10 protein-coding genes and 1 tRNA gene are annotated in these 12,024 nt (G+C 44.6%); 9 read left to right on the top strand and 2 right to left on the bottom strand.

Annotation, left to right across the window (positions count from 1 at the left end; translation table 11 throughout):
• Position 1: 1 nt before the first annotated feature.
• Positions 2–77, top strand: a tRNA-Gly gene (locus MSG35_RS23610).
• 632 nt (positions 78–709) lie between these two features.
• On the opposite strand, the gene queG is transcribed toward MSG35_RS23610, so the two are convergent.
• A complete protein-coding gene (queG, locus tag MSG35_RS23605) occupies positions 710–1,870 on the bottom strand; it encodes a tRNA epoxyqueuosine(34) reductase QueG (RefSeq protein WP_061040038.1) in 1,161 nt (386 codons plus the stop codon).
• Between the two features lie 240 nt (positions 1,871–2,110).
• Between queG and tsaE the strand changes: the two genes are divergently transcribed.
• The 8 genes from tsaE to hflC all read left to right on the top strand — a co-directional run bounded on the left by tsaE (position 2,111) and on the right by hflC (position 11,622).
• Positions 2,111–2,575, top strand: coding sequence for a tRNA (adenosine(37)-N6)-threonylcarbamoyltransferase complex ATPase subunit type 1 TsaE (gene tsaE / locus MSG35_RS23600; protein WP_004735870.1), 465 nt, complete (start codon positions 2,111–2,113; stop codon positions 2,573–2,575).
• Entirely contained in the window at positions 2,569–4,284 is a 1,716-nt protein-coding gene (locus MSG35_RS23595) for an N-acetylmuramoyl-L-alanine amidase (protein WP_248385132.1), read from the top strand. The genes tsaE and MSG35_RS23595 overlap by 7 nt, the downstream gene beginning before the upstream one ends.
• Before the next feature lie 102 nt (positions 4,285–4,386).
• The gene (gene mutL / locus MSG35_RS23590) at positions 4,387–6,573 is read left to right on the top strand and encodes a DNA mismatch repair endonuclease MutL (protein ID WP_248385130.1); all 2,187 of its coding nucleotides are present in this window, start codon (positions 4,387–4,389) and stop codon (positions 6,571–6,573) included.
• Between the two features lie 97 nt (positions 6,574–6,670).
• Positions 6,671–7,603 (top strand): tRNA (adenosine(37)-N6)-dimethylallyltransferase MiaA, encoded by a 933-nt coding sequence (gene miaA, locus MSG35_RS23585; RefSeq protein WP_248385128.1) that lies wholly within the window; start codon positions 6,671–6,673, stop codon positions 7,601–7,603.
• A 193-nt stretch (positions 7,604–7,796) separates the two neighbouring features.
• Positions 7,797–8,060, top strand: a complete 264-nt coding sequence (gene hfq / locus MSG35_RS23580; RefSeq protein WP_017059927.1) for an RNA chaperone Hfq — start codon at positions 7,797–7,799, stop codon at positions 8,058–8,060.
• 44 nt (positions 8,061–8,104) lie between these two features.
• On the top strand, positions 8,105–9,412 hold the full coding sequence (gene hflX / locus MSG35_RS23575) for a ribosome rescue GTPase HflX (RefSeq protein WP_248385126.1): 1,308 nt from the start codon (positions 8,105–8,107) through the stop codon (positions 9,410–9,412).
• 27 nt (positions 9,413–9,439) lie between these two features.
• Positions 9,440–10,642 (top strand): FtsH protease activity modulator HflK, encoded by a 1,203-nt coding sequence (gene hflK / locus MSG35_RS23570; protein WP_050053141.1) that lies wholly within the window; start codon positions 9,440–9,442, stop codon positions 10,640–10,642.
• Positions 10,643–10,644: 2 nt separating this feature from the next.
• Positions 10,645–11,622, top strand: coding sequence for a protease modulator HflC (hflC, locus tag MSG35_RS23565; protein ID WP_010434102.1), 978 nt, complete (start codon positions 10,645–10,647; stop codon positions 11,620–11,622).
• Positions 11,623–11,774: 152 nt separating this feature from the next.
• Here the strand turns inward: hflC and MSG35_RS23560 are convergent, their stop codons facing one another.
• Positions 11,775–11,963, bottom strand: coding sequence for a DUF2065 domain-containing protein (locus MSG35_RS23560; RefSeq protein ID WP_010434105.1), 189 nt, complete (start codon positions 11,961–11,963; stop codon positions 11,775–11,777).
• Between the last annotated feature and the right edge of the window lie 61 nt (positions 11,964–12,024).

Below are 12,024 nucleotides of genomic sequence, written 5' to 3'. Positions count from 1 at the left end.
TGCGATACTAGCTCAGTTGGTAGAGCGCAACCTTGCCAAGGTTGAGGTCATCGGTTCGAACCCGATGTATCGCTCCAGCTTTCTTCTAAAAAGCTATTAAGACTCTTTAAACCACCGTGTTTTTCTTTAGATCACAGAGTTTGAAGACGACCTTAAAGGTCACGCTCTTTCTTTAATGCTGCGAAGCATAATCTCCCCAAAAAGCAAATAATCCTCCATCATGGTGGATATTTTTTTGTCTTAAATTTTTCTTAGCAACTGGAATGCTAGTAAATATCAGGTCTCTGAAGCAGATACTTGAGGTTTTTCACATCTATAAACAGACTTATCCACAAAATGTTAGGTGTGGATAACTTGGTTGATAAAGTTGTTTCAGGCTTAATTCTTTACCTATCCCTAAAAGATCTTTCTTGTTTTCAATATATTAGATGAATTGCAGCGATCGTAACTTGTTGTTTTTTATCAAGTTGGATGCCTATCTTGGATTTAATAAAAGATCGTTAACTTGTTGTTTTTTGATCTTAATCATTTATCGGTACTGTGTTTAACTTTGCGCGGGTGTCGGAAGTTTACGAGAGTTCTGAATTTTTTCCACATTGTTAGAATTGAGAACAAGGTCAAACATTGTTCTAAAATTATGTGCAACGAGTTGTCTTAAATGTTGGACTGTTAGTGGGGGCTCGCTTGCCATACATTGGTATATAAAGCGTTAAGCGTCTCTTGGTAGTCCTTTCTCTACTATACGTATCAGTCTGTGCTTTTTGGTGAGGATTTTGCTGTTATTTTTTTGTACACCGTTATCTTCTTGCAGATTGCTAGCGTTGGGTAACTGCTGTAGTTGTTTATTCAAAGCCCACTCAATATGCACATCCAACATATCGTTTTTTCCTTGATGAGATTCCAGCGTTTCAACAATGCGTTGTTGGAATGGTGCATTGCCCATCGCAACAAAGATATTGCGTAACCACTGGGTGTGGCCGATACGTCTTATTGCTGAGCCTTCCATTTTCTTTAGGAAGGTTGCTTCGTCCCAACTTGAAAGTGAAACCAGATCGGCTTCTTGGAAATCTTCTCTGCGGTGAAAGTCTGTTTGCTCTGTGAGTTCGGCATGACGATTCCACGGGCAAACTAACTGACAATCATCGCAACCGTAGATACGGTTACCAATGGCATCTCTATATTCTTCAGGGATCACACCATCATATTCAATGGTTAAGTACGAAATACATTTGCGCGCATCAACCACGCCATCAGCAATAATGGCACCCGTTGGGCAAGAAGTGATACATGCGGTGCATTTGCCACACTCATCGACACTGGGTTCATCCGTTGGAAGAGGGATGTTAACCAACAGCTCCCCTAGAAAGAACCAAGAGCCAGCGTCTTTATCAAGAATTAATGAGTGTTTACCTGTCCAACCCAACCCTGCTTTCTGAGCGAGCGGTCTTTCCAAAATAGGCGCTGAATCGACGAAAGGGCGTGAGTCTAAACCCTCGACCTCTTTTTCAATTCTTTGTCCCAGCTTTTTCAACTGGTTACGGAACAATTTGTGATAGTCGCGGCCTAAAGAATAACGGCTGATGTAGCCTTGAGTGGTATCGCTTAGGTTAGAGGCAAACTGAGCTTCTGGTGGTAGGTAATTCATTCGAGCGCTGATCACTCGAATTGTGCCTGGGTGAAGTTCATCAGGACGTGCACGCATCATCCCATGTCGAGCCATCCAATCCATTTCACCGTGATTGCCAGCATCTAGCCATGCTTGAAGAGGGGCTTCGTGTTCACTTAAGTCAACATCGCAGATGCCAACTTTTTGAAAGCCTAGCTCTTTTCCCCAGATTTTAATTTTTTCAGCAAGATGGTCTAGATTCATGGCTTAATTCTTATTTTCTCTGTTTTACAATTAGAGATAAGGCTAATTAAAATTAGGTTCGGCAAAAATGGGGGCGGATCTTAACGGATCTTAGTGGTGTTGACCAGAACAGACGCGTTTTGAGCAGTATTTTTCATAGAACTTACACTTGAGTGCTTGTCTCCCAAAAGCATCACGGTTTACTATTCTTGTTCTTTTGATTTTTATATAGTCAACGATCGATTTTTAGAGAACGTATTCATGAGCACGAAACAATTTACTTTGAAAGATGAACAAGCAACGATTCAATTAGGAACGGAGCTTTCTAATCTTTGCTCACAGCAGACGACTATTTATCTGCATGGTGATCTTGGCGCAGGTAAAACGACCTTCAGTCGTGGCTTTGTAAAAGCACTTGGTCATCAAGGGAATGTAAAGAGCCCAACGTATACTCTAGTTGAACCTTATCAACTTGCCGATTGGCAGGTGTACCACTTTGACCTTTATCGCTTAGCCGATCCTGAAGAGTTAGAGTTCATGGGAATTCGTGACTACTTTACTCCGGATGCTATCTGTTTGGTTGAATGGCCTGAGAAAGGTTATGGGATGCTACCAGAAGCCGATTTGGATATTGATATTCGTTACCAAGACGATCACCGTATTGTTTCTTTAACCGCTAATAGTGAATACGGACAGCGCTTACTTAGTCAGTTGGAGTTATGTTGATTTCTAGACGCCTTATTTCAACAGTGGCCATGATGGCTGCTGTTTTTTCTATACTGTTTTCTTCACTTGTTTCTGCAAACTCACTGAAAAGTTTAAGGGTTTGGCCTTCTCCAGAAGAAACTCGTGTGGTTATCGACTTAAAATCAGAAGCGGACTTTAGCTATTTCACCCTGAGTAGCCCGAGTCGTTTAGTGGTTGATTTAAAAAATACCAGTCTTGCGACTAAGCTACCGGTCGTGGTGAAAGATAGCCCTGTTCTATCTAAAATTCGTAAGAGCTCACCGCCAGACAAAAATACCTATCGCTTGGTTTTTGAGTTAAAGAAGTCGTCTAAAGCCGAGTTGTTCAAACTGAGCCCGACTCCGGGTGGTCAGTATGGACACCGTTTGGTGATCGACTTACCTCATGATGCGGCAAGTAAAGCGACATCGACGCCGAGTAAGCCAACGGTAAGTAAGAATATTAATCAGGTTAAACGTCAGAAAGACATTTTGATCGTGATTGACCCTGGCCACGGCGGTGAAGATCCTGGCTCAATCGGTCCATCTCGTAAATATGAGAAGAATGCGACTCTGAGTATTTCTAAGAAGTTAGCAGCTCAATTGAATGCGATTCCGGGGATCAAAACTCGTATGACTCGTAATGCTGACTATTTTGTGAACCTAAATCGACGTGTCGCGATTGCGCGTGAAAACGAAGCTCATCTGTTTATTTCTATTCACGCCGATGCTTTTACGACCCCTCAACCAAGAGGTGGTTCGGTGTTTGTGTTGAACACTCGACGCGCAAATACCGAGATCTCTCGATGGATCGAGAACAAAGAGAAACAGTCTGAATTACTCGGTGGCAGCGGTGCGGCTTTTACAGGCAATATTGATGATAAGAACGTAAACCAAACCTTGCTTGATCTGCAGTTCAGCCACTCTCAAAAAGAGGGCTATAAACTTGCAACAACCATTCTGTCTGAGATGGGTAAGGTTGCGAAACTGCATAACAGTAAACCAATCAATACCAGTTTGGCGGTATTACGTTCACCACAGATCCCATCGGTACTGGTAGAAACGGGCTTTATTTCAAACCCAACCGAAGAGAAGTTGCTTTTCCAACGTTCGCACCAAGACAAGCTGGCTCGTGCTGTGACTAAAGCGGTGGTTAAGTATTTGAAGGCTAACCCGCCTGAAGGGATTATCTTGTCTAATGCAACGTCATCAACGGGTAGCGTGAGCCAACATAAAGTGTCTCGTGGTGAGTCTTTGTCTGTGATTGCGAGCAAGTATGGTACGTCGACGCAGACCTTGATGAAACTCAATAATCTGAAATCGAGCAGCCTAGCAATTGGCCAAGTACTTAAGATTCCAGGCAGCACTTCAAGTTCATCATCAAGCAGTGCGGTTAAAACGAAAACCATAACTCACACGGTTAAGTCTGGAGAGTACCTAGGTAAGATCGCCAGCCGCTATAAAGTGTCGGTGGCTGATATTAAACGTGAGAACCGTTTGAAATCAGAGACGGTGAGAGTGGGTCAAAAGTTACGTATTACGGTTGAAGTGAAAGATATCCCTCTGCGCAAACATAAAGTTGCAAGAGGCGATTACCTTGGCAAGATTGCGTCGAAATATGGCGTGAGCGTCAACAGCATTCGCCAAGCGAATAAGCTAAGATCTGACAGTCTAGCTATCGGCCAAGTGTTGATTATTCCTCACAAGTAGTTATGGGAATACTAAGCGGCTTCAGGTATATCAATGTTAAAAAAGAAGAACTAGTGCAAACGTAACAGCGTTTCCATCAATGGCAGTAAGGTAGCTATAAATATGACGATAAAAATACTGCCAGCTCGGTTAGCTAACCAAATCGCAGCGGGTGAGGTGGTAGAAAGACCCGCTTCTGTTGTAAAAGAGTTGGTTGAGAACAGTTTGGATTCGGGTGCCACTCGTATCGATATTGATATCGAGAAAGGTGGCGCTAAGATGATCCGCGTTCGTGACAATGGTAAGGGCATCGTCAAAGATGAGCTTGCCTTAGCACTGAGCCGCCATGCGACCTCTAAGATCCATACCCTTGATGACCTAGAGGCGATCGTCAGCCTCGGTTTCCGTGGTGAAGCGCTGGCGAGTATTAGCTCTGTTGCGCGCTTAACCATGACTTCACGTCCTGCCACTCAAGATCAAGCTTGGGCAGCACACAGTGAAGGTCGTGATATGCAGGTCAAATTGCAGCCTGCGGCGCACCCTATTGGTACTTCGGTTGAGGTGTTGGATCTGTTCTTCAATACGCCAGCACGCCGCAAGTTCTTACGCACCGAGAAAACCGAATTCACGCATATCGATGAACTGCTTAAACGCATCGCATTGAGCCGTTTCGATGTGACGATCAATCTGCGCCATAACGGTAAAATGATTCGTCAGTACCGCGCTGCCAAGACAGAAGTTCAAGCAGAAAAGCGCATCGCTGCGGTATGTGGCAATCCTTTTGTTCGTCATATGCTTAAGATCGAGCTTGAGCACCAAGGTCTAAAACTCCATGGCTGGATCACCACGCCAGAAGGAGCAAGACAACAAAGCGACCTGCAATACTGCTATGTGAATGGTCGTATGATGCGTGACAAGCTGATCAATCATGCGATTCGTCAAAGCTACGAAACCAGCCTGCGTCCAGACCAATTCGCGACGTATGTGTTGTTCATTGAACTTGACCCGCATCAGGTGGACGTGAATGTTCACCCTGCAAAACACGAAGTACGTTTTCATCAAGCGCGCCTTGTGCATGATTTTATTTACCAAGCATTGAGCGATGGTTTAGCACAGAGCAAGCAGATCGATGCTGCGCCAATCAATCAGTCAGCTTTTCATCAATCAGAAGTGATTCATCATCAGCAAGATAGTACGAGCTCTGCAGTTGATGGTGTTGCGAGTTTCGCTGAGCCAGAAAGCGTAATGCCTAGCAGTTCGGATCAAACCCAAGTTTCGGATAGGGTGCGACACGCTATTGAGCAAACGCCTGCCTACCCGAGAAAAGCAGAATCAGAGCACGCTTTTGATAAGCCTCAACACAGCGTTAATGATGGTGGGCGACATTATGCTCCATCAACCAGCTCAAGTTCATCTGCTGGCCGAAGCTCGTCTGCTAGTGAAAGCAGTTTTACCGGTTCTCCTCGCCAAGAGTGGATAGAGTCTCGACCTGAACCTAAAAAAGAGAAAGAGCAACACCAGCATCATGGTGAACCCGCGCCATCTAAGCGAGAAGTGAAAGCTTATAAAGAGCTTCTGAAAACGCCTGATTTTGATGATCAAGTTGTACAGCCATCATCTCCTCAAGAGCACGTGGCACCAGTAGAAACCAGAGATAACATAGACAAAGAAGCTAAGCCTTCTCAACAGAATCCCGTTAACTTGAAACCAAGAGCACCTGTAACGGACTTGGGTAAAGCGGTCTCGATTGTGGAACGTCAATATCTGGTGATGGGCAATAAGAACGGCAGTGTGTTGGTTTCTTTGGCTAAGGCTGAGTTATTGCGTGTTGTTGGTCAGCTTGATACTCGAGGGGGCGCGTTAAAAAGCCAGCCACTATTGGTGCCCTTATCGATTAAGCTGGGCAGTGAACTTGTCGAAGTTGCTAAGGCGCTGAGTCAAACTTTGGCGTTACTGGGGATTGAGCTTAAGGCGCGAAACAGCGAGGCGGTAATGGTGATGGGCGTGCCTTCTCCTTTAAGGCAGCAAAACTTACAAATTTTGATCCCAGATCTGTTATCTTACGCGGCTTCATTAAACGCTCAGATTGTTGATAATCACTCGGCTAATGTTTCCAGCGATCTGTTGCCATCATTGGTTAACTGGATCGGGATTCAAACGGCACAAGTAAAAAGCGACTACACTTTATCTGAAGCGGTTCAACTAGTTGGGGAACTTGAACAACTTTGGCATGGTCTACTTCCATTAGATGATCCAGAGTTTGTTAATCCTATCGACTTTTCAGCGACTATAGCCGCGTTTACGGTTTAATTTTTTCGCGACGACATTTGTCTTTTTAGCTGGATACGTCGCGACACAAAGCCCTTTGCTAAAAAGCGCTAAAACAGAGAAGCAAATACAAAATATCATGACTGAAAAATTACCTTTAGCGTTGTTTTTAATGGGCCCAACGGCGTCAGGAAAAACAGATTTAGCTATCCGCTTACGTCAGAAATACCCTGTAGAGATCATCAGTGTCGATTCGGCATTGATCTACAAAGACATGGATATTGGTACAGCTAAACCGGATGCGGAAGAGCTTGCGCTCGCGCCTCATCGCTTGATTGATATTTTGGATCCAAGCGAAGCGTATTCTGCGGCAGATTTTCGTCGTGATGCGATCAATGAAATGAATAAGATTGTAGCGGAAGGCAAAATCCCGCTACTTGTTGGTGGCACAATGCTGTACTACAAAGCATTGTTGGAAGGTTTATCGCCATTACCAGCAGCGGATCAAGAGATTCGTAAGAAGATTGAAGCGGAATCTATCGAACAAGGTTGGCAGGCATTGCACGATCAATTAAGAGAGATAGATCCCGTATCCGCTGAAAGAATACACCCAAATGATCCACAAAGGCTTTCAAGGGCATTGGAAGTTTACCGAATTTCGGGTAAAACATTAACAGAGCTAACTCAAACGAAAGGCGATAGCCTGCCATTTCGTGTAAAACAATTTGCAATAGCTCCCAAGGAAAGGACTGAACTCCATCGCCGCATTGAGCTGCGTTTCGAGAAGATGATAGAAGCGGGATTTGAAGATGAAATGAAGGCGTTGTACGCCAGAGAAGATCTTCACCCTGAACTGCCATCGATCCGATGCGTTGGTTATAGGCAGATGTGGGATTATTTAGACGGTAATTGTGATTTAGACGAAGCGGTTTTCCGTGGTGTCTGTGCAACCCGTCAGTTGGCCAAGCGACAAATCACCTGGTTGCGCAGTTGGGATGATTTAACTTGGTTAGATAGCGAAAACATTGATCAAGCGTTAGAAACTCTTTCAGATGCAATAGCATCTGATTAGTATTGCTGTGTATAATGTGATCGCTTTTGCGTGAATATACTCTGGAAAGGATCCGTTATTGAGGCTTTTAAAAAATCACAGCCTTTCAATAACAACGGAGTTTTTTTATTCATTTAGCTCAGATGCAAAGGCCGCACCTTTTTGTGCACCACTAGCTAAATAATTACAACAAAATATAAATAAGGAAAATAAAATGGCTAAGGGGCAATCGCTACAAGACCCATTCCTAAATGCACTCCGTCGTGAGCGCATTCCAGTCTCTATCTATCTTGTTAACGGCATTAAGCTGCAAGGTCAGATCGAGTCTTTCGATCAATTCGTGATCTTATTGAAGAACACAGTAAACCAAATGGTCTACAAGCATGCGATTTCTACTGTGGTACCTGCTCGCGCAGTGAGTCACCACAGCGGCGAGCAACGCACGCCATCTGATCGTCCAGAGAAGACTGAAGATTAATCGTTCAATTGATACAGCTTGCGCTGTAATAAGGAGTTGGTTGCTTGTTTGACCGTTATGAATCCGGCGAGCGAGCCGTACTTGTTCATATCAACTTCACGCAAGAGGGAGAATGGGAAGATCTAAGCGAATGTGAAATGCTGGTCTCCTCAGCGGGGGTAGAAACGCTACAAGTGATTACTGGTAGCCGACAATCCCCACTCCCTAAATACTACGTTGGAGAAGGTAAAGCCCTAGAAATCGCACAAGCTGTTCAGCTAACCGGTGCTGAAATTGTGATTTTTAACCACTCCCTCTCTCCTGCCCAAGAGCGAAATCTCGAGCAATTGTGTAAATGTCGTGTGATTGATCGCACGGGTTTGATCTTAGATATCTTTGCACAACGTGCGCGAACTCATGAAGGTAAGCTACAAGTTGAGCTCGCTCAGCTTCGTCATATCTCTACTCGATTGATTCGTGGTTGGACTCACCTTGAAAGGCAGAAAGGTGGTATTGGTCTTCGTGGTCCAGGTGAAACTCAACTGGAAACCGATCGCCGTTTGTTGCGTGACCGTATAAAGGCAATACTACGTCGTTTAGAGAAAGTTGCTAAACAGCGTGAACAAGGACGACGTGCTCGTAATCGAGCTGAAATCCCAACAATTTCTTTGGTTGGTTATACCAACGCAGGGAAATCAACACTTTTCAATCGCATCACAAGTGCTGGTGTTTATGCGGCAGACCAACTGTTTGCAACTCTAGACCCAACACTACGTAAGATTGATTTGGCAGATGTCGGGCCTGCAATTCTCGCAGATACCGTAGGTTTTATCCGTCATCTACCACACGACTTGGTCGCTGCGTTCAAGGCAACATTACAAGAGACGCAGGAAGCTGACATTTTGTTACATGTTGTTGATGCCAGTGATGACCGTTTTCGTGAGAACATTCAGGCTGTTCATGAAGTATTAGAAGAAATCGATGCTCATGAAGTGCCAACCCTTGTAGTCATGAACAAAATTGACTGCATGGAAGACCAAAAACCTCGAATTGAAAGAGACGAAGAGGGCGCACCTCGCGCTGTTTGGGTTTCTGCAATGGAAGGAGAAGGTATTGAACTGCTGTTTGAAGCTTTAACTGAGCGTTTAGCTAGCCAGATGGTTCAATTCCGGTTGTGTATTCCACATCAACATCAGGGCCGTATTCGCAGCTTATTCTTCGAGATGAAATGTATTCAACAGGAAGAGTATGATGAAAATGGTAACTTGTTGATAGATATCCGAATGCAACAAATAGATTGGTCTAAACTTGAAAAAAGAGAAGGGGCGCTCTTAGGTGACTTTATCGTTACCATAGAGACTGCTACAGTATAACGTCATATCAAATGATGGAGCTTTCTAATGGCGTGGAATGAGCCTGGAAATAACAACAACGGCGATAATAACGGCCGCGATAATGACCCTTGGGGTAATAAAAATAATCGCGGCGGCCGAGATCAAGGACCGCCAGATCTAGACGAAGTGTTTAGTAAACTAAGTCAAAAGTTAGGTGGCAAGTTTGGTAAAAAGGGTGGCAACGGTAACGGGCCATCTATTGGCGGTGGCGGTGCAATTGGCTTTGGTGTCATTGCTGTCATTGCGATTGCTATCTGGTTCTTCGCTGGTTTCTACACCGTTGGCGAAGCAGAAAGAGCAGTAGTACTTCGACTGGGTCAATTCGACCGTATCGAAGAACCTGGTCTTAACTGGCACCCACGCTTCATCGATGAAATCAAAGATGAGCAACTAGTAAACGTTCAAGCGATTCGTTCTCTACGTGCTGCTGGCACCATGCTGACGAAAGATGAAAACGTTGTGACCGTTGAAATGGGTGTTCAATACCGCGTTTCTGACCCATACAAGTACTTGTATCGTGTAACGAATGCAGACGACAGTTTACGCCAAGCAACCGATTCTGCCCTTCGTGCGGTAATTGGTGATTCACTAATGGATAGTATCCTGACAAGTGGTCGTCAGCAGATTCGTCAAAGCACTCAAGAAACGTTGAACCGTATTATTGATAGCTACGACATGGGTATTCTGATTGTTGACGTGAACTTCCAGTCAGCACGTCCACCTGAGCAAGTAAAAGATGCATTTGATGATGCTATCGCGGCTCGTGAGGATGAAGAGCGTTTTGAACGTGAAGCTGAAGCTTACCGAAATGACATTCTTCCAAAAGCAACAGGTCGAGCTGAGCGTTTGAAGAAAGAAGCGGTAGGTTACTCAGAGCGCACAGTTAATGGTGCTCTAGGTCAAGTAGCTCAGTTCGAAAAACTGCTACCTGAATACCAAGCTGCTCCTGAAGTAACACGTAACCGTATGTATCTAGATACAATGGAAAAAGTGTACTCAAGCACATCGAAAGTCCTGATTGATTCTGAATCAAGCGGTAACTTGCTATACCTACCAATTGATAAGCTAGGCGCTCAAGGTGGTTCTCAGTCGGGCACTCGCCCTGCAAAAGCATCATCAACTTACGATCAAATTGAGTTAGAAACTCAAGCAGATCCTAAGACTAGCACTCAAACTCGTTCAGACAGTTCACGCCAAGGGAGATACTAATAATGCGTAAATTAATGATCCCTGTATTAGTTGTGACGATTGCCCTTCTATTGATGTCACTATTTGTGATTCAAGAAGGCGAGCGTGGCATGGTAATTCGTTTTGGTCGAGTTCTCGATGACAACGGCGTATCACGAATCTATGAACCAGGTCTGCACTTTAAACTACCGATGTTTGATCGCGTAAAAGTACTTGATGCTCGTATTCAAACGATGGATGGCCGTTCTGACCGTTTCGTAACATCAGAGAAAAAAGACGTTCTAATTGATACTTACGCAAAATGGCGTATTGCTGATTTTGGACGTTTCTATCTGAGTACCGGTGGCGGTAATATCATGACGGCAGAAGCACTTCTTGAGCGTAAAGTGACAGATGTTCTTCGTTCTGAAATTGGTTCTCGTGAAATTAAGCAGATTGTGTCAGGCCCTCGTAATAAGGACATCCTGCCAGACTCTGCTGATAGCGAAGTCGTCACAACGGTAGCGGCTGCAGAAGCACTAGAAGTTGATGGCGAACGCGATAAGATCATGGAAAACGTTTTGTCTGGAACGGCAGAAAGTGCGATGGCTGATTTAGGTGTTGAAGTTGTTGATTTCCGTATGAAGAAGATTAACCTTCCTGACGAAATCAGTGAATCTATCTACCGCCGTATGCGTGCAGAACGTGAATCGGTTGCTCGTAGACACCGTTCTCAAGGTCGTGAGAAAGCGGAAGTTATCCGTGCTCAAGCTGAGCTAGAAGTGGCAACAGTTCTTGCTGAAGCTGACCGTACAGCTCGAATCACTCGTGGTGATGCGGATGCAGAAGCAGCGAAGATCTACTCTGATGCGTTCAGCAAAGATCCTGAGTTCTACGGCTTCATGCGTTCATTGCAAGCTTATGAGACATCATTTAGCGATAAGAGCGACATTCTAGTACTGGATCCGAAGACTGACTTCTTCCAATACATGAATCAAGCAAGCGGTGCTCCAGCAAAATAAGCTGATGCGTTAGCGAATGCTTAGCTCAATAAGCAAAATACGTTAAAACTTAAAAGGCTCCCATTGTGGGAGCCTTTTTGCTTTCTATGCGTTGAATACTGACCATTGAATCTTCGAGGGAGATTGAGTAACAGCTCCGTGCTTTGGAAAACCTAACGGTAGGTCATGAAAGCGATAACCGCTCCAGCCACTACAAGACAGCCTCCAATGCGGCGCAGTTGCGTGTCTGGTTGCTCGCTCAGTTGTGCGACCATGTTTCTCCAGCCATTGGGTGCAATCAAGGGGCCGAGCCCTTCAACAATAAGTACGAGCCCAATAGCGAGCCAAATTGATTGAGACATGGTTCTGCCTTTTGTCTGTAAAAAAGCAATGATATCAGTATCTTTACACATCTGCCCCCAG

This window comes from Vibrio sp. 1CM23M (genome assembly GCF_023161755.1).
GTDB classification, from domain to species: domain Bacteria; phylum Pseudomonadota; class Gammaproteobacteria; order Enterobacterales; family Vibrionaceae; genus Vibrio; species Vibrio coralliirubri.
This window is presented reverse-complemented; position numbering and strand designations above follow the sequence as displayed.

What these genes read in the sequence shown, in the direction of transcription:
- queG (WP_061040038.1), bottom strand. Translation starts at nt 1,870, where the DNA reads ATGAATCTAGACCATCTTGCTGAAAAAATTAAAATCTGGGGAAAAGAG.
- tsaE (WP_004735870.1), top strand. Translation starts at nt 2,111, where the DNA reads ATGAGCACGAAACAATTTACTTTGAAAGATGAACAAGCAACGATTCAA.
- MSG35_RS23595 (WP_248385132.1), top strand. Translation starts at nt 2,569, where the DNA reads ATGTTGATTTCTAGACGCCTTATTTCAACAGTGGCCATGATGGCTGCT.
- mutL (WP_248385130.1), top strand. Translation starts at nt 4,387, where the DNA reads ATGACGATAAAAATACTGCCAGCTCGGTTAGCTAACCAAATCGCAGCG.
- miaA (WP_248385128.1), top strand. Translation starts at nt 6,671, where the DNA reads ATGACTGAAAAATTACCTTTAGCGTTGTTTTTAATGGGCCCAACGGCG.
- hfq (WP_017059927.1), top strand. Translation starts at nt 7,797, where the DNA reads ATGGCTAAGGGGCAATCGCTACAAGACCCATTCCTAAATGCACTCCGT.
- hflK (WP_050053141.1), top strand. Translation starts at nt 9,440, where the DNA reads ATGGCGTGGAATGAGCCTGGAAATAACAACAACGGCGATAATAACGGC.
- hflC (WP_010434102.1), top strand. Translation starts at nt 10,645, where the DNA reads ATGCGTAAATTAATGATCCCTGTATTAGTTGTGACGATTGCCCTTCTA.
- MSG35_RS23560 (WP_010434105.1), bottom strand. Translation starts at nt 11,963, where the DNA reads ATGTCTCAATCAATTTGGCTCGCTATTGGGCTCGTACTTATTGTTGAA.